The organism is Flavobacterium pisciphilum, from assembly GCF_020905345.1.
GTDB classification, from domain to species: Bacteria; Bacteroidota; Bacteroidia; order Flavobacteriales; family Flavobacteriaceae; genus Flavobacterium; species Flavobacterium pisciphilum.
In genome coordinates, this window is record NZ_JAJJMO010000001.1 from 5,381,911 (window position 1) to 5,400,404 (window position 18,494).

General features: G+C 31.5%; 19 protein-coding genes. 10 read left to right on the top strand and 9 right to left on the bottom strand.

Features of this window, described 5'->3' with window-relative positions; translation table 11 throughout:
• The first annotated feature begins 268 nt into the window (after positions 1 to 268).
• The 3 genes from LNQ49_RS22925 (at position 269) to LNQ49_RS22935 (ending at position 3,345) form a co-directional block, all read left to right on the top strand.
• A complete protein-coding gene (locus tag LNQ49_RS22925; protein ID WP_229991258.1) occupies positions 269 to 1,249 on the top strand; it encodes a helix-turn-helix domain-containing protein in 981 nt (326 codons plus the stop codon).
• Entirely contained in the window at positions 1,250 to 2,254 is a 1,005-nt protein-coding gene (locus LNQ49_RS22930; protein WP_229991259.1) for a helix-turn-helix transcriptional regulator, read from the top strand.
• 155 nt (positions 2,255 to 2,409) lie between these two features.
• A complete protein-coding gene (locus tag LNQ49_RS22935; RefSeq protein ID WP_229991260.1) occupies positions 2,410 to 3,345 on the top strand; it encodes a PorP/SprF family type IX secretion system membrane protein in 936 nt (311 codons plus the stop codon).
• Between the two features lie 93 nt (positions 3,346 to 3,438).
• Here LNQ49_RS22935 and LNQ49_RS22940 read toward each other — a convergent pair whose 3' ends face one another.
• A complete protein-coding gene (locus LNQ49_RS22940) occupies positions 3,439 to 4,497 on the bottom strand; it encodes a linear amide C-N hydrolase (protein ID WP_229991261.1) in 1,059 nt (352 codons plus the stop codon).
• Positions 4,498 to 4,683: 186 nt separating this feature from the next.
• On the opposite strand from LNQ49_RS22940, the gene LNQ49_RS22945 reads away from it, so the two are divergent.
• The 7 genes from LNQ49_RS22945 (at position 4,684) to LNQ49_RS22975 (ending at position 11,334) form a co-directional block, all read left to right on the top strand.
• On the top strand, positions 4,684 to 5,577 hold the full coding sequence (locus LNQ49_RS22945; protein WP_229991262.1) for a helix-turn-helix domain-containing protein: 894 nt from the start codon (positions 4,684 to 4,686) through the stop codon (positions 5,575 to 5,577).
• Positions 5,578 to 5,681: 104 nt separating this feature from the next.
• Positions 5,682 to 6,599: a DUF6268 family outer membrane beta-barrel protein gene (locus tag LNQ49_RS22950; protein WP_229991263.1), complete on the top strand. Its 918-nt coding sequence runs from the start codon at positions 5,682 to 5,684 to the stop codon at positions 6,597 to 6,599.
• A gap of 71 nt (positions 6,600 to 6,670) precedes the next feature.
• The gene (locus LNQ49_RS22955) at positions 6,671 to 7,084 is read left to right on the top strand and encodes a DUF2141 domain-containing protein (protein WP_229991264.1); all 414 of its coding nucleotides are present in this window, start codon (positions 6,671 to 6,673) and stop codon (positions 7,082 to 7,084) included.
• A gap of 38 nt (positions 7,085 to 7,122) precedes the next feature.
• Complete coding sequence (locus LNQ49_RS22960; RefSeq protein ID WP_229991265.1) at positions 7,123 to 7,845, top strand: ABC transporter ATP-binding protein; 723 nt, start codon at positions 7,123 to 7,125, stop codon at positions 7,843 to 7,845.
• Positions 7,846 to 7,859: 14 nt separating this feature from the next.
• On the top strand, positions 7,860 to 8,825 hold the full coding sequence (locus tag LNQ49_RS22965; RefSeq protein WP_229991266.1) for an HlyD family secretion protein: 966 nt from the start codon (positions 7,860 to 7,862) through the stop codon (positions 8,823 to 8,825).
• A gap of 10 nt (positions 8,826 to 8,835) precedes the next feature.
• Positions 8,836 to 9,975 carry an ABC transporter permease gene (locus tag LNQ49_RS22970; protein ID WP_229991267.1) on the top strand — a complete coding sequence of 380 codons (1,140 nt, stop codon included), beginning with the start codon at positions 8,836 to 8,838 and terminating at the stop codon, positions 9,973 to 9,975.
• 15 nt (positions 9,976 to 9,990) lie between these two features.
• Positions 9,991 to 11,334, top strand: a complete 1,344-nt coding sequence (locus LNQ49_RS22975) for a TolC family protein (protein WP_229991268.1) — start codon at positions 9,991 to 9,993, stop codon at positions 11,332 to 11,334.
• A gap of 236 nt (positions 11,335 to 11,570) precedes the next feature.
• Here the strand turns inward: LNQ49_RS22975 and LNQ49_RS22980 are convergent, their stop codons facing one another.
• The 8 genes from LNQ49_RS22980 to LNQ49_RS23015 all read right to left on the bottom strand — a co-directional run bounded on the left by LNQ49_RS22980 (position 11,571) and on the right by LNQ49_RS23015 (position 18,297).
• Positions 11,571 to 12,782, bottom strand: coding sequence for a hypothetical protein (locus LNQ49_RS22980; RefSeq protein ID WP_229991269.1), 1,212 nt, complete (start codon positions 12,780 to 12,782; stop codon positions 11,571 to 11,573).
• Between the two features lie 43 nt (positions 12,783 to 12,825).
• Positions 12,826 to 13,260 carry a hypothetical protein gene (locus LNQ49_RS22985; protein ID WP_229991270.1) on the bottom strand — a complete coding sequence of 145 codons (435 nt, stop codon included), beginning with the start codon at positions 13,258 to 13,260 and terminating at the stop codon, positions 12,826 to 12,828.
• 128 nt (positions 13,261 to 13,388) lie between these two features.
• A complete protein-coding gene (locus tag LNQ49_RS22990; protein WP_229991271.1) occupies positions 13,389 to 14,102 on the bottom strand; it encodes a hypothetical protein in 714 nt (237 codons plus the stop codon).
• Between the two features lie 18 nt (positions 14,103 to 14,120).
• Complete coding sequence (locus tag LNQ49_RS22995) at positions 14,121 to 14,525, bottom strand: hypothetical protein (RefSeq protein WP_229991272.1); 405 nt, start codon at positions 14,523 to 14,525, stop codon at positions 14,121 to 14,123.
• Positions 14,526 to 14,744: 219 nt separating this feature from the next.
• Positions 14,745 to 15,518 carry a TIR domain-containing protein gene (locus tag LNQ49_RS23000; RefSeq protein WP_229991273.1) on the bottom strand — a complete coding sequence of 258 codons (774 nt, stop codon included), beginning with the start codon at positions 15,516 to 15,518 and terminating at the stop codon, positions 14,745 to 14,747.
• 334 nt (positions 15,519 to 15,852) lie between these two features.
• Positions 15,853 to 16,584: a YARHG domain-containing protein gene (locus LNQ49_RS23005; RefSeq protein ID WP_229991274.1), complete on the bottom strand. Its 732-nt coding sequence runs from the start codon at positions 16,582 to 16,584 to the stop codon at positions 15,853 to 15,855.
• Between the two features lie 132 nt (positions 16,585 to 16,716).
• Positions 16,717 to 17,349 carry a hypothetical protein gene (locus tag LNQ49_RS23010; RefSeq protein ID WP_229991275.1) on the bottom strand — a complete coding sequence of 211 codons (633 nt, stop codon included), beginning with the start codon at positions 17,347 to 17,349 and terminating at the stop codon, positions 16,717 to 16,719.
• Positions 17,350 to 17,496: 147 nt separating this feature from the next.
• Positions 17,497 to 18,297: a DUF5694 domain-containing protein gene (locus LNQ49_RS23015; RefSeq protein ID WP_229991276.1), complete on the bottom strand. Its 801-nt coding sequence runs from the start codon at positions 18,295 to 18,297 to the stop codon at positions 17,497 to 17,499.
• Positions 18,298 to 18,494: the final 197 nt, after the last annotated feature.

Genomic DNA, 18,494 nt, shown 5'->3' on the forward strand with positions numbered 1-18,494 from the left:
CTATATTTTTTTTTATATTTACTTTAAAATAAGTATGACTTTAAACATATTTTAAATGTGTTGTAAGGGCATAATTTCCTTTAAGCTTCTAGTGTTTTAAGAATAATAAATAAAGCAACTCGGTTTAAAAATCTCCCCCTATGATTTTTAATGATAGCTATTCCATGAATACTATTAAATTGGACTACACCATTAATAATCAACTTTTTTTGAGATTATAGTAATGCAAAACGAGCTTTGTTTTGTGAAAAGATTTAAACAGAATACGATGAAAAAAATTACACATCATTATGGAGTAGAGCTCGATTGGATTGAGCCGCTCGCAAAAGAATTAGAAGGAAAAGTTGATGGTAATTTTATTTTAGTTCCAGATTATATTCACACAGGAAATAGGTATGTTTTAAATTGCGATCCTAATATTTCAGTGCAATATTTAGATGTTGAATATAATTCAGAAATTCATTTAAGCCAAGATAACAAGACAGATGATTTTATAGGAATCTATTATGACCTTACAGAGGGGAGAGCCGCCTTATTAACAGATGATGTTGTAAATCGCATCGGAAGATGGAGCTACAATATGGCTATTATTGATAGCGCGTTGCGTTCAGACTATATTGTAAAACCCGGAAGTAAAACATTTGCCCTTTGCATATTTATAAAGAAAGAAGCTATTAAAGGATACTTTCAAAACAACGCTCCATTTAAAAATCATATCGACAATCTACTGAACTCCGAAATCAATAAGATAATTAGATTCACAAGGATGAGCAATAAAAGCTATAATCTTCTGATGAATCTGAGAGCTAAAGACCTACGAGAAGTATCGTTTGAATTTCATTTAAGAGGAACGGTACTAAATCTTATAGCAGAGTTTATAGAACAAATGGTCCTTGATGAAATGGTGATTGATACTGTTGATGAAAATGACTTAGCTAATATTATAAGATCCAAAATTTATCTAACAGCAAACATAAAAAATGCTTTTCCTAGCATTCCCTTTTTGGCACAAGAAGTAGGTATGTCAGTGTCAAAATATAAAAAACTCTTCAAAAAAATTACTGGAATGACTCCAAATCATTTTTTTATGAATAACAAATTACTAGAATCCAAGAGACTTTTGGAAGAAAAGAGATTAACAATCAATCAGGTTTCAGAAGAATTAAATTTTGCTAGTAGCTCGTATTTCATTACAAAATTTAAAGATTCATTTGGGATGTCTCCAAAGAATTTTATTAAACAATTGTAGATGATAGAACTTAATCACACCTATACTTTAACAGCTGATTGGCAAAAACAATTTACTAAACAGCTAGTTGAACGGTTTGGAGCGGAGTTAATTGATGACAAATTGCTACTCATGCCTAAAAGTATTGCAGATGGAAGTTTCTATTATACGGAAGTTGTTCCTGGGTTGTCAGTTGTAATTTGGGATTTAAAATTTAATAGGCCAATTAAAATTAGAAGACATAAATCAGAAGACGATTTGTATATAATTCATTATAATTTTAATGATGCCATGAATTTGGTTGATATTCAAGAGACAAATAATGAAATTGGATATAAGGCTGATTTTGGAATTGGCGTATTTGATAATGCTGAAGACAAAATCCTTCAGCCGCTAGTAGGAGAACGTATTTTTGCAATGCGAATAGTGGTTGCCAAAGATTTATTAAATTTTTCGGTTATTAACGATGCGAAAAGTGAGTTTGATAAACGAAAAGCAAAAAAGAGTAAAGACGGCATTTTTTTTTATGACACTATTGATAGTGAGAGCATGCTTATTTTGCACACTGTTAAAAACAAATCTTTTCAAGAGCCAGCATTTGATATCTATTTAAGAGGAATCGCACTTAGATTGTTAGGAATATTTATCGATCGCTACTCTAATCAAGATTCAAGCCTTCATTATATGCCCGTAAAAGAAGTGGAGTTCTTGAATATCACCAAAGAATATTTATTAGATAATTTATCTGGAAATTTCCCTGGAATCCTTTTTTTGGCAAAGATGGCAAATATGTCTGTTTCAAAATATACAACATCATTCAAAAAAATGTATGCTACTACACCCAATAATTTCTTTATAAGAGAGAAAATGATTTTGGCAAATGAGCTTGTTAAAAGTGGGAATTTCGAATCATTAATGAACATCTCAAAAGAATTGAATTTTTGCTCATTAAGTTATTTTTCTTCAAAGTATTTTCAACAATTCGGCAAGAAGCCTTCTGAGAATTTTGTAAAATATACCTTTTAAATTTACTTCTATAGTACTGTTTTTCCTAGTGTTTACTTGGCTTCCCCATGTTTATTTACCTCACAATGTGATGGTGAAAAAAGGACTTATTGTGGTATTTTTTAACCGTATTCTTTTGTTTAAAAGTCGTTAATTGCACAATTAAAATTATTTAAATGATTAAAAAAACAAAATTAGGGGTAATACTACTAATTCTATTTATATACAATACCACTTGGGCGCAAAGAGAATCTCAGTTTACACAATACATGTACAATACCACATCTATTAACCCTGCTTATGCAGGTTCACGCGGAGTAATGAGCATTTTTGGCACGCATAGAAACCAGTGGGTTGGTTTAGATGGTGCCCCTATTACGAACGTAGTATCAATTAATGCTCCTATTGAATATAGCAATATAGGATTGGGAGCATCAATTATTAATGACAAAATTGGACCAATGACTGAGAATTCTATTTCAGCTGATTTCTCCTATACTATTAATACTTCAGATGAATATAAACTGTCCTTTGGATTAAAAGCTACAGCTAATTTATTAAATGTAGATTTTACAAAATTGAGTGTCTATGATCCTTCAGATCCAAGGTTTCAAGGGAATATTGATAATAAGTTTTCTCCAAATATAGGAGCAGGGGTTTATTGGCATTCAGATGTATCTTATGTAGGACTTTCGGTTCCAAAAATGTTAGAAACAAGTTATTATGACAAAAGCGCCGACAACACTGCATCGAGTTTTGTAGTCAAAGAGCGCATGAGTTATTATTTAATGGCAGGGTATGTTTTTGATTTGGATTACAATTTAAAATTCAAGCCCTCTATGCTGACAAAAATAGTTAGAGGAACTCCCTTGCAAATGGATTTATCCGCAAATTTCATCTTCGATGAGGTATTTACTGCTGGTATAGCCTATCGATGGAGTGCAGCTATAAGTGGAATGGTTGCCTTTCAGGTATCAGACAATTTGTCAATAGGGTATTCTTATGATGCTGAAACAACCAAATTAGCCAATTATAATTCGGGTTCACATGAAATTTTCTTTCGTTACGAACTGTCTAAAAAACGAAAAATTACTCGTTATCGTTGTTTCTAATTTAATAGCATAAAATAAAAACAAGACAGTTTTATTACACCTAATATTATTTTGAATTCTTAAAGAGCTCAAAATAATATTAGGTGTTTTTATTTATATACCAAGGAATATAAATGGTTTTGTAGTGATAAATTTCTGAGAGCTTTCTCCAGCGTAGGTCTCATTTTTACTCACACTCAATTTTTTGATTGGAGCTTTCTTATTGAAATTAATTTTCTTTAAATCAATCCAAAAAGTATTAGGAGTTTGAACAGTTTCAAAGTAATAAACTAGGTTTTTTTGATCAGAAACAGTTCTCCATCTTGTAGAAGAAATATTAGGTTCCGTTTCAGAGGAAATTCCAAAAGGAACAGAGCAATTTCTGATAACACTAAAAACACTAGCTATAGATGTACGCACATCTGAAGTTTGTGGAATTGCATTGATATAAAATGAAGCTCTGGCAAATCTATCGGCAGCGCGGTTGGTTCCGGGTAACATGATGGTTCCGGGTATGCTTTGCCAGTATTTATTGATGGCTAATTGTTCTTCAAATATAGGTGAGTTTGTCATTACAGTATAAGAGGCATCGTGATGAATTACCAATTTTCCACCTATATATTCAAAAATAGCATTATCACCCGAAGCATCCGAAATAGAAAGATGTAAGGTTGCAAACTTAGTTGTACCTGGGATATAATCAGAAACAATTACAAAATCTTCTTTCCTAAGTTCGTCTACAGCCTCTTTAACGGTGGCAAAGTTATCTAAGACGTATTGTGTCCATGCCGAGATAGCAATTCCTTTTGCACTGCCTTGAGGGTTGTATTTTGGATATTGAGTCTCTGCCAACCATAAGAGATTTGCAACGAGTCCCTTTTCATTGATACCATCAGTAGTAGCAATGTCCCAAGCACTGGTAATGACACTTCCATATTTAGAGGTCCACTTAACGGAGTTTTTGCCTACGTTTCCATCTCTTTGAAATCCTCTGGGGAAAATCCAAATATTGGGATCAATTTCATCTTTCCAGTCCATTGATCGTGCTGTAATCACATTGTTGTTAGGACCTTTATAGACCACTCTTGTACAAGGGTAAACTTCCGTTATCGATGCAGTTAAAAATAGTAGAGAAAGTACGATACTATTTTTTAGGTTTTTGTGTCTTCTCATAAAATGGGGGTTTGAGATTAATTAATAGCTTGATTATAGCTAATTTAAGCAAAAAAAAGAAGAACTTTCTTTTTTAATATTTTACTGCATATAACAATGTATATTTGGCAGTGGTAACCAAAAAAATGTACCTTGGCTGTAGAGTTTAGAAGCAATCACTTAATTTTAAAATCAATATAATCTGCTATGAATAAGGATATTAAAATAGTTTCGTCAGAGGATTTTCCTAGTCAATTCATGACCGAAGCGTCTTTAGATTTCGATTTCTTAAAAACTTCTATTCAGATTTATGATTTAAATGCGACTACAGAGTATATAAAAATTCCAACTCCCCTTTATAGACCCAATTACAATTCGATAGTTCATATTACAAAAGGCAGTGTGAAGCAACAAATTGATAATGAAACAAAATTGATTACAGAAAATGATATTCTATTTATCAAGCAAGGGCATATAACGGCGATTAAAGAGATTGATAAGGACATAACAGGACATTTTGTTTTATTTGAAGAAAATATCCTAAATCACATTCTCTCAAAACAAGAACTGATTCAAATTTTTGCTTCTAATGCAGTAATCAAACTACCAAAAGAAATAAGTGTCTGGCTGAACTCTTTATTTTGCCTATTGGATCAAGAATTCCGCAATGAAAATTCCAATCTTGAAATCTGTTATTCGCTGATGCAGGCAGGTTTACAAAAGATTATTTCTTCAAACAAAGACCTTGGAAAAACAATCAATCGAGGGAGCGAAATTACATTTACTTTTAAAGAACTAGTGTATAAGTACCATGCGCATAATAAAACGGTTTCTTTTTATGCCGAGAAGCTAAACGTTTCTATCAACTACCTCAATAGATCGATTAAGCAAACCACAGGAATTGCTCCAAAGGAATGGATTAATAACATTAGCATTCTACAAAGTCAGATACTTTTACAAGACCTAACAAAAGATATCTCTGAGATTGCATTTGAATTGAATTACGAAGACCCTTCATATTTTGGGCGTCTTTTCAAAAAAATAACAGGTACAACTCCTTCTCAATACCGAAATTCACTTATGCACGATTTGTCCGAGTAAAGACAAATTACGTCCTAGCATCAATTAATGTTTTGATAGCATCTTTGCCCTAAGAAAATCTTAGAGGACTTAGGTTCTAGGTGTAAACATTAATAACTATTATTTTGAAAAAATTATCGTATCTGGTTGTATTAATCGTACTTATTTGTGCTCACAATCGAGTTTCGGCTCAATTAATTACAGATGCTATGGGAGTTTCTGTGACAAAACACTTCAATAGCAATTTCAAAAATCAATCTCCTGATAATCAGTATTCAGAAAACGATTTCAGTTATACGACCTATGATGCTTGGCTCCCCATACCAGTTTTTAGAATCGGGAAAGCGAGTATAATGGGAACTATAAATTATCGATTAATGGATTTTGATTTTGACAAGGATATGTCGATTAATCCGAATTATTTGAATAAAATCAATGAGATTAAACCCACCATTGTCATCAAGTATCCTGTTGCAAACAGATGGGCAGCTTTTGGGGTTCTTATACCCATTGTTGCTTCTGATTTTAAGGGAGCATTCACAGCAGACGATGTGGTGTTGGATGGCATTTTAGGAATATCAAGAAAGTTCGGAAGAAAATCAAATCTTGAAATCGGGATTGGTCCTCATGTAATGTACTACTTCGGGAATTTTATGGTAACACCTGCTGTGTCTATAGATTATAAGAGTAACAACGGCAAATGGGTTGCTCAAGCCTACTGGCCTAGAGTAAACATTCTTCGCAATATTGGTACTAGTACTCAGTTTGGTCTGGCAGGATCAATAGATTGGACAATACACAATCTAAAAAACTACAAAAACAGCGAAGGAAAAGAGATCGATTACGCTCAGTATTCGGCTATTCATGGCGGATTGCAAATTAACCAGCGTCTTTTTGATAGTTTCTGGCTTCAGTTGCAAGGCGGACTGTCTTTTGCAAACAAATATGAGTTGTTTGATTCTAACAATAAAACAATCAGTAATTACAAGGCTGACGAAGCGCTGTACGGAAAACTCATGCTGACTTACCGATTTGGCAAATAACAATTGCTAAGGAAAAAGAGCTCACTTCTTAGCTCTCCAAAATAATTTCAATAACTAATCCATTTAAAAAAATGAAAAAAGCAATTCTAACTGCCTTAGTAGTTGGCACGACCTCTTTGGCTAGTGCGCAACAGTTAAAAATGAATATTGATGTTACCAATGTTCAAAAAGACAAAGGAACCGTTGTGGTAAATGTGTATGACAAAAAAGACAACTTCCTAAAAACGGCCTATCTCACAAAGGTTCAAAAAGCCAATCAATCGACTTTAAAATTCCAAGTTGACTTGCCTAAAGGCACTTATGCAATTACCGTTTTTCAAGACTTGGACAACGACAAAAAACTGACTACTAACTGGATAGGTATTCCGAAAGAGCCAGTAGGGAACAGTACTAATTTTAAACCAGATGGTGGTGCACCTACATTTAAGGATTGTGCGATACTAGTTTCAAAAAATGATTCAACGATTGCAATTAATCTAGACTAATTATTTAAAAATAAGGGATATAAATCCCGGAATTAATTATGGAAGAAGCAATTTTTAAAAAACGAATTATTGCCGAAATAAAAGGGGCTTGCAAAGAATATCAAACAGGCGATACGCTCATTACCGCTTTGCAAGCCACTACGTTGCAATTCAGCACTAGCGAACTCACATTGATTATAGGTCCTTCGGGCTCGGGTAAAACCACTTTATTGTCTCTTTTAGGCTGTGTTATTTATCCAACCAGAGGAGCTGTTTTTATTGACGGACAACAGGTAAATACGCTTTCAGAGAAACAGTTGTCTGTTATGCGATTGAATAAAATAGGCTTTGTTTTTCAAGGGTTTAATTTATTATCACCGCTTAATTCGTTAGAAAACGTGATGATGCCTTTACAGCTTATGAATATAAAGGATAATCAAGCCAGAGCACAAGCTATGCAAGCCTTAGAGTTGGTAGGAATGCAGGACAGAATGAAAAACTTGCCTAAAATGCTTAGTGGTGGACAGCAACAAAGGGTAGCCATTGCGAGGGCATTAGTTACCAATGCGCCAATTATACTTTGCGACGAACCTACCGCAGCTCTAGACGTAAAAAGCGTAAGTGTGGTTATGGACGAATTAAAAAAATTAGCGCTAGACGGAAAGAGTGTAATTGTGGTTACACACGATATGCGACTCAAACAATTTGCTGACCGAATTATTTATGTTGATAACGGAATCGCAACGGAGAATATAGATTTAGCGCACACAGACAATCATTAACCAAAATAAAAATAATGAAGCATATAGTAATGTATTTGATGTTTCTTGTATTCCTGATTTTAGGAAGTTGCAATAAGAAAGAAGAAGAAAATTTAGAAAAGAACATACAACATAAAGAAGCTGTTCCAACAGAAATTGTTGGTTTAGGGCGAATTGAACCTGAAGCGGAAATAGTGCCTTTAGCCACAGAAATAGGAGGGATTGTTGTAAAAGTTAACAAGAAAGAAAATGATTTGATTGCAAAAGGCGATTTGATTCTTGAATTGAATCACGCGGTTCAGGATGCAAAAATTAAACAAATTAAAAGTAGAATTGCGACCCAAAAAATCGAAATTAATATCGCACAATCCAACCTAAAAGAGCAAAAGATAAACCTATCAAACAAGCAGTTGGAGTTGCAACGATTGAAAAATTTATATTCAAAAGGAGCAGAGACAAAACAAAATGTTGATAATCTGGAAACAGAAACCAAAATCTATCAAACCAATATAGAGCAGCTACAATTGCAAGTTGGTGCTACAACCGCCCGACTTCAGGAAATCGAACAAGAGCTACAAGTACTAAATAAAGAGCTAGAGTATTATTTTGTAACCGCATTAAGCGATGGGCAAATAATGACCATGAATGCGCTAAAAGGAGCAGCTATAGAATCACATCAGGCATTTGCAGATTTTATTCCCAAAAGTAAATTGGTTGCTACTTGTGAAATTGACGAACTCTTTGCCGATAAAATCAAAGAAGGACAAAAAGCTACTATTCGCCAAATTGGTTCTAATACCACTATTGGTTCAGGTGTTGTAATTTTTACTTCATCAGCACTCAAGCGCAAATCGCTTTTTTCTGAAAAGGCAGGCGATCAAGAGGATAGACGAGTTCGAGAAATAAAAATTCTATTAGACAATCAAACCCAATATTTAATTAATGCTCGAATAGAATGTGTAATTCAGATATCGAGTAATATGACTGTTGAAAAACAATAAATAACCGGATATGAAATCAATCATTAGTACTGCTTGGAAGTTTATTCGTTTTGATAAAACAAAAAGTATCGGTGTTGTTGTTGGAATTGTAATAAGCACGTTTCTTATTGGTCAACAAATAGGAACTTTTAATTTTTTAACCGGATTGATGAGTGTTTTGGTAAAAAACACCCATGCCGATATTTGGGTTATTGATGACAAAACAAAAGATGTTAACCAATTGAGCTTATTGGACACTCGAAAAGAAAAAGAAATTAAGAGTTTGCCTGGTGTACAAGAGGTTTTTCCTATTGTGATAACAAGCGGGAAAGCAAAATTCCCTGATGGCACAAATGCCAATGTAAACCTTATTGGCAGTGAATATCCTAATTTTAAAGTAGGACCAGATCGTACTAAAATAGTGCAGGGGAAATTTTCGGATTTGCTACAAGAATCAGGCGTATCTGCCGATTACTTTGATCGTAATAATTTTGGAGGCTCATCGGAGGTAGGAACAACTTTTGAAATCAATGGAAAAAGAGCTGTTATTACACTTCAAACCAAAGGCGTAAGAGGCTGGGGAGGCTATTTAATGTACACTACAATAGATAGAGCACGGTATTATGGCAACATTCCCTCAACCAACGTAAGTGCGCTAATGGTCAATGTAAAAGAAGGTGAAGACGTAAATCAGGTAATCAATCAGATTAATAATTCTATTTACGGAGTACAAGCTTGGAGCACCTCGTCATTGAGTTCATCCACCGTCGAAAGTGTTTTGGCTTCTACAGGATTGGGCGCTAGCACAGGCTCATTGGTAGGGTTTGCTATCATTGCAGGCTTTTTTATCATTGGTTTAACCATGTATTCATCTGCCTTAGACCGAATCAAAGATTATGGAACTCTCAAAGCCATAGGCGCTACCAATTCATACATTCGAAAGCTTGTGCTTACACAAGCCACCTTGTTTGCTATCGTTGGTTTTTTGATTGCTTTCATTTTCTTAATGGGTTTTAAAAACGGAATGTATCAGGTAGGAATAGTGATTGATTTTACTCCAATATTAATCTTTTCGATACTCCTGATTACCTTTTCAATTTCACTTTTCGGTGCCGTATTCGCCATTAAAAGAATCAAAAATGTAGAACCCGCTTCAGTATTTAGAGGCTGATAAAAATAATTTATTATGATAAAAAACAATTCAGTACATCTCTGTTTTATTGTGTTTATACTGTTGGCTTCTGTTTTAAAAACCAATGCACAAACCACAGTCTGGACTTTAAATACGGCTATTGAAGATGCCAAAGCCAACAGGAAATCACTACTATCATTAAAAACAGCTCACGAAATTCATCAGCTAAAAACCAAAGAGCTCAATGCAAAATATTTACCAAGAGTGAGCTTCGATTACAAGTATCAGTATAATCCTATCATTGCATCAAATATTATTCCGGTAGGGGAGTTCGATTCTAATTTGCCAACAGCTGCAAAAAAAGCCATAAAAATGGGAGCAAATTATACGCAGCGAACGGGTGTTATTGTACAACAGCCTTTGTTGGATCTATCGATTTCAAAATTAATTAAAGAGTCGAAATTACAAGAAAAATTAGCTATACTCAATGAAAAAGAAGCTGTTTTGGAATTGACTTACGAAGTAAAAAAAGCATATTTTAATGTATTGCTTGCCGAAGAACAAATAAAAACAGCTATTACAGATACTATTAGAACTGAATTAACTCTGAATACAGTAACTCAAAAATACCGCAATCAGAGGGCTTTAAAAGCTAATTTAAACGATACGAAAGTAACACACAACAATACGATTCAAAAATACCGTAATGCGGTTAATAACGCCTTGGTTTTAAAACAATATCTGTTGTACCTAACAGGTAAGGAGTCTGCTCATGCCGCATCATTGGAGTTAGAAAAATTTAGCATGAATCAAGGTATTACTGCTGTAGATGAAAATTTAATCGAGTGCTTACCACAAATCGAAATGCTAAAAACCGAAAATGAAGTTTTGCAGAACAAACAAAAAATGGAACGTATAAAACACAATCCAATAGTTAGTTTTGAGGGGTATTTGGGAGCCGATCAGTTTGCAGATAACCTAAATCCGTTTAAGCAAAACAGTTGGTATGGCAATAGTTATGTGGGCGTTTCGTTAAAGCTTCCGATTCTTTTTGGAGAAAATTCAGCGAAGAGGATTCAACAATTAAAATTTCAGCAAGAACAAAATAACTACCAAATCATTGAGGAGGTTAACAAACAAAAATACAATGCACTAAATGCTTCTACTGCACACAACAATACGTTACAACAGTTAAAAACGGTGTTAGAGAACTGTAGGCTTACCTCTGAAACATTAACCGTTTATAAAGAGCGTTATGCGTTTGACCAAATTTCACTTAATGAGCTAAACGACAAAGAGATTCAACTGCAAAATTTAAAACTAACCCATAACGAATTGCAAAAAGAATTACTCCTTTCATGGCTTGATTGGGAAAAAGCTACGGGGAGTTTAAAGTAAGTATGACTGTTTTCTTGAAGTTAAGATGATGAAAAACAAACTTTTGGGTTAGGTTTAATGAGTGTCTAACCCGATGTTTGTGTTTTTATGGGGGAATGATAGGAGGTATCTGAAATGAATAAAGTAAATACTTTCAGTTATGCTTGGGAATAAAGAAGTGAGAAAAAATCTTTAAATTTAATCTGAAGTCCTAAATCTTGTTAAATGGTTATAGGTAGTAGATGTTTTTCTTTGTTTTAAAGTTCACAAGTTATTTGTTTTATTTTTCCATCTACTTTTTTAGCAATACCAGTTATCTCAAATGATTTTCCGTCATCCATTCCTCTAGTAAAAATTGTATTATCATAATTGCTTTTACCTGTTGCGTGGATAATTATCTTAGAAATTACTCCATTTTCATCCATATAATAAGCATTACCTTTTCCTGATTCGATGCTAAAGAGATAAATTTGTATTTTATATTTTTGAGGACTTTCATCAAAAACTATAATTGGTTTTGTCTCAAAATTACTTAAATCAAACATTTTGTCTTTTACAGATAAAATGAAATCATTGTCTATTATTCCAAAAGGAATTTCTTGTCCAGTATTTGTGATGTTTTGGAATTTTAATCTGTCAAAACTTCCGTGATATTCTATTTTTTCAAGTTCTTTGGAGGAATAGTTTATTAAATCAATTAGTTTTTGTTCAACTCCTCCTTTGGGAAGAACACTTTTTTCTTCATAAATTTTTTCTAATTTATTTTCTAATTCTTTAAATTTTTCAGAATTTACAATTTCGTTTTTGAATATATTATTATTTTCTTCTGGTAATTGATTAAAGAAGTATTTAAAATAATCATTTATGAAATCATTAATGTTTTCTTTTGATACATTTAATAGCGCTATTTGCTGGGGTTCAGTGTATTCAATTTTAAAATTTATTTTAAAACTTCCAGCTTCTAATGCTTCCACATAGATATTGTTTTCAAAATCTAAATCATTTAAAAATGTAGTTGATGACTTTAGGAAATCTGAAAAATGAGTGCTTACATTTGAAAGTTCGTGTGCTTTAGTTTTGTGTGTATCTGCTAAACCACCAACCATACTTAAAGAATAAGTAAAAGAAGGCTCAAATATAAATTCTGGACAAAATGAATTTGATAAGGGTAAGAAATCACTTGGTATTTCATCGATTGATACAATATTTGAATCAATCTCTATCATATTGTAATCTACATCAACCAAAAACGCACTTTGATTAATGTCTAATATATTTCTGAATGAAATTTTCTTATTTATGAATTCACTATATTGTTCTTCAGTGGTTAAAACGTGTAGATATCTTAAAAAACCAATTTCATCATCTTCAAACATAATGCAACATAATAATCTATTTGCATATAAATTTGTTCCTGTAAATATAATATCGTTATCTCCATCATTAAAAAGAACAAGTTTATTATTCACAATTTTATGAAAATCTTTTATTAATGTTTTATGTTTTTTTATTTTAAACATCAGATAATGAGATTATTTTGTGGACTTCAATTTTTTCAATATTGAAATCGTCGCTTTTATAAAAATCGTAATGGAATGGATTTATTTCAATTGGTGTTGATTTAACCATACCACTATTTTCTTTTAATGTGATTATAGCACAATGTGTCCTGTAACTTGGCGAAAACGGAAAAAGTTGTTTGTAAACATTAATTATTTTTTCTAAATCTATTGAATTGTTTACAATGGATAAAGATTGTCCTTTATGAGAACAAATTTGAGTACAATTCATCAATTCAGGTCTTCTACCTTTTTCCCAATATGTTTTAAAATCATTGTCTCTCATCATTCCTTTATTCATTTTTAAAGCAAAATTTGAATTATTATCTATAATTGCATCAATTGTGCAATTGCAAGTAATATCGGAGTTTAATGTGTCAAAATTCATTTAATTTCTAATTTAATACTAATATAGAAATATTTTTTCTATAGATGTATATTTTATAAGTATAATATCAATTTTAAATTTAGCCTAAAATTTTTAATATAGTTTAATGGTCGTTGGCTGTAGCTCTTTTATCGAGTTAGAGCTTTAATCAATTCTGTTCTTAAATTTTCTTGTAAGTCTCCATAGCTTTTGTAAATTAAAAAGCGTTTAGATTTAATGTCAATTGGTAAATTTTCAGGTTCGCGAGAAATCAAAATTACTGGTTTATCTAATGCTTGAGCAATACCTAATTCATATAGAACATTTGCATTCCTTCCATTAATGTTTGCAATTATAAGATTTGCTTTAACAATGTAGCGAAGCATTTCTGAGAAAATATCTGATGAAAAGTATTCTTCATCTCCTCGTACACACTTTAGACCAACATCCATGCAAGTATCTTTTACAATAGAATAATCTATTTCAAATTCAGGATGAAATGGTGTAAGAACAAAGACTAACCTCTTGTCAATAATCATATCCTCGTTTGTGATACCATTTGATTTTAGGAAATTATTTAAAGTGATTTTTGGATTATAGTTAGGTTCCGTAGCTTCATTAATATACTCTTTTCTTATTAACAAATGATTGATATCTCTCCATCTCTCTTCATTTCTAACTAGTTTGTCATTCAAAGAATAGATTTGTGTTTCAAATGATTTTCGCATCGATTCAAATAGAGCACGATTATTATCTTTGTCATATCTTGCTTGTTTCATATTGCTATATATGACAAATACAATCAAAGTAATTAGCGCACTTGATGCGATTGTAATTACTAATGTTAGAGTTTCTGAATTCATTTATATTTTTATATTAGATTATTTTTGGCCTAAATCTTTTTTATTTTGGACTAATTCTGTTGGCATAATTAAATCTACAGATTTTTTAATAGTATATCCTGAAATACATAAATTAATAAAAAATAGAAGTATCCATATTTTGTTATCCACTAAAAAATATTTTAAACTTTTTCTCCATAAAACAACTACAATAATTGCGCACGCAATTCCTATATAACAAAATACTAAACCTTCATTAATATTATTTTTATTAGCAATTGTGTGAGCAACTACAAATGATAATGCTAAAAAAAGTATATCAACGGGAAGTTCACAAATAGCTTGAATGGCATTTGGAACGTCTAAACTTCTATCGACTAACAACTTTAGTAAAAAAGCAATTAATAATAGTATTCCAGGAAGAAGTATTTCTAAGTGATTCATACAGTCAATTTTGTTATTTAATCGTAGGATTTCAAAACTAAGATTTTTATTAGTATAGTCAGGTTTTATTTTAATTTTTGTGAATTACAGCTAATGTTTTGGGAAGTGGATTTTGAAGTATTAACTATCCTATCTGCAAGTACCTAGATACGATAAGAAGTACAAAGTTTTATTTAAACACTGAACTCGCTTTTTTTACTGAGCGTTCGTTAGTAGATATTATTTTATCAAGCCTAGTTTTTTTAATTTTCGTTGCAATTCATAAAAACATTGCTCAATGTTTTCTCCTGAAAAAGGAATATATTGTAAACCGGAAATATTTGTAAATTCTTCAACTCCTTCTTGTTTTAAAATAATAACTTTATCAAATCCTAAGCGTCCTTGAAATAAGCCAGCTTCATGTATCACATTTTGTCTAGCTCTTGTTTTTCCTTCAGGTGTTTCATCTTCGGCTGTCATTACTAAAATTGCTAAAGATGAATTATCTAAAAATTCACCAAGTATATTAACAATACTTTCACTTGTTCTTGATTCATCTTCAAAAGTTAATGTTTGAAGACTCAAATCATCTTTTATGAAAATTTGAAGTCTTGCCCAAAGTTTGCTTCTTCCATGACCTATAAATATTTTACCTAACCCGCTAGATTTTAATTTGGGTTTAGGTTTTATAGATTCGAATTCAGTTAACAGCTCTTCTTTAGATAAAGTGTTCAGTTGTTGAACAATTTTGTAAATTGATTTTACGGTTGTATCGTTAGTCGAAGTTTGAGCTGGTGGAAAATACAATTCGACACTGGCTGTGGGTCTATATCTTTCGAAGAATTCTTCAATTTTATCTGAATATATTTTTATTTCAGGAAGGCTTGTTGGGTCAGAGTAATCAACTTCAGAGAGCTTTTTAACAAACACTTGGATTGGAGCGAAAAATTTCAAGTCACTTTTTACACTTTCAAATAATGCTTCTGAAAGTAGTTGTAATTCTCTTAGTTTCATTTAAATTCGATGTCTTGTTTATAATATCTGTTAACTTCTTTTTTACGAAATACGTTTATTGTAAAAAAACGCAACAGACTTATTTAGTAAAAATACTTTTACAAACATATTGAATAGTTTGTTAATATGAATACGGGATCCCGTAAATAAATTAATACTGTGATGTAATATTTTTAATTATTAACATAAAAACAATAGATTTATAATAATATTTAACTCTCCGATAATAACAATCATTTTTAAGTCCACAAAAAAAGCCTAACCAAAGGTTAAGCTTTTTTATACTATTGTAATTCAGCTCGACAGATGCAAAGCCTTTGTTTGTGGTCGTTTTTTACCCTGCAACGGCTAATCTGATAAATTTCAATTTACCGTTTATAAATTCGAATTGCCAATTGTACATATATTCCTCTTCAGAGTGATAATCTGTAAACTCGTCAAAATCTTCAATTATTTTTGAATGACTCATATAGTTATAGTAGAAGTTTACGCTTTTTCCTTCTATTGAAAGTTCATAAACAATTTTCACAAAGCCATTATCTTGCATTACGCTATTCAGACCTTTGTTTTTGTAATAATTGATATCGTCTAAATTTATTTTATTGAGAACCTTTTTGAGTGATTTTGGCTCATCATCTCCCGTTTGGTTTTCATAGAAAAAGCCAAACTGTGATTTTAGTTCGTTTGTTTTGTTGGCTAGAACTAATTCTTTAAATGACTTTATCTGATTAATCAGTTCGCTTTGTTTTGTTTTTAGCGATTTTGTAGTTTCTTGTAAAAACTTTATGTTTTGTTTTTCTGTTTCATTAAATACAACAGCCTTGTTGTCATTTTTTGATTTGTACCAAGATTTTTGTTCAAAATAATTTTGGAATCTAGAGCTTTCAAATTGATACCCATTTCGTGCAAAAATAGTATTGGTTAACAATCGTATTTCGTCAACACTCAAATTTTTTATTTGTTCGGCTTTGATGATTTGCGTTGAGCAAGTGGAGCAGTCTTTTAAGGCTTGTGCTGTTCCTTTAAAGCAAAGAAGTAAAAAGAATAGGTAAAAGATTTGTTTCATTTTAAAGTCCGTTTAAATGATAATTAAATATAGGGGGAAAGAGGAGGGGGTTCCTATTTTGTACAAATTTGATAAGTACAAAGTCAAGTTTAAATTTATTTGGAAGTCCAAATTTCGTTATATAAATGTAGACTACAATGATTTTCGTTTTTTTAGTTTTATTAATTCCTTTGTTATTAAATCGTTAGAGTCTGTAGTAATGGCTTGATATAAATTGTCGAGCCCTCGTACGATTAAGTATACTGATGCAGGCATAATAATGAGATATAACTCAGAAGCATCTTTATCTTCGAAATTTTTTAAAAAATTTGAATTGCCTATATATATCCCAAGTAGGATTTCTATTAATCCGTATATACTTTTTATATATAATCTGAAATAGAAAAATATTATGGCGATTGCGAAAGTTGATGTTGAAGCGAGTGGAGTTAGCCAATTTCGATTATAATGAAAAAATTCTAGTTGTTTATATTTTGATGAATCTTCAAGAACAGTTCCAAAACAATAAAAAATGAACCCTAAAATAAATGCACCAAGAACACATTTTAAAAAATTTTCTTTTCTGAACTCAATAGTTTGATCTCTTAAATAAATAATAAACAATGAAACAATCATGATTAACAAAATTGTGCTTGAAACATAAATTGAGTTTTCTAAAATTATTTCCTCCCTACGGTTAGAAAAAGCATATATACCCGAGAAGATAACTAATATTAATATTACTATTTGACCAATTGTAGGGAGAGATTCTTTTATTTTTTTCATTTTATATTCTTTGTTTTGGGCTTATTGAAGCTAACATCCAATGATATTTTCGCATCTGATTTTATATCGAAATTCGGAAGTTTGTTTATAGATGAATATTGGGTTTATAATGGTAGTCAGCTAGCTCAAAATGGCTGTTGGTGGCTATTATTTTAATACATTTTTAAGTTCCACAATATCAAAGTTATCATTGTTTTCTAAAAGATGCCTTAAAATTGGAATGTGTCCTTGTCCAAAAATTAAAACAACATATTTGTCCGAAGGTTCAATTTGATTTATAATATTTGAATAAATAGCAAGATTTCTTAAATACCAATCTGATACAGCTTCTGCTCCTGCAAAATTTTTACCTGCTCCAACTTTTGCTATATATTTTAGATAAATTGATAAATTCTTTTTTAATTCTTCGGGTTTATTGATGTGTTTTAAAACTTCAGTTATTGTGCCGTTTTTTAATTTATTATCATAATCATTTAGCATTGCATTAGCCTGAGTCCCTAAATCTTTTAGCAAATAAAGTTGATTATCTTCTTTTGCAGTCTCAGCCATTGATTTATAGTGTGTCATTCCATAAAATTTGTCGATACAGTTTACTTGATTTAATTTTAATTTTTTAGCTAACCTAAAACCAATTTGTTCTCTTTCTGAAACTGTAATTTTATTATTATCTGTTAAGTATAAATTGTACAAACTATCGCTAGAACGTTGATTTTCAATTGGTCTTTCAATCATTACTTTAGTTGCTTTTGTTTGTGATAGAACATTCGTTAAGTCTTCTAATTCACTTTGTCGCTTTGCACCAAAAAAATCGTCTACTTTTAATTCAAATGTATCTGTATGCGGGGTTTCAAAATGGATAGTCCCAATTAGTAAAATTTTTGTTTTCTGAGTTTGTCCAGATACTATAATTCCAAAAGTTAAAGCAAAAATTAACGTTATTCTTTTCATATATTTTATTTTGGTTGTTACTTTTTTGTTTCTGCGGTATGGTAGCCGCTTACGCTCGATTGAAACTTAGCAAAGTTGTTTGATGTGATGAAAGGGGCACTAGCGAATTTCATTATATCTTGTTTTTTATAAAGCTTCTCCTGCGGCTATTACTTGAAAAAAAGCAATAAACGTATTTCTCAAATTAGCTCTGCAAA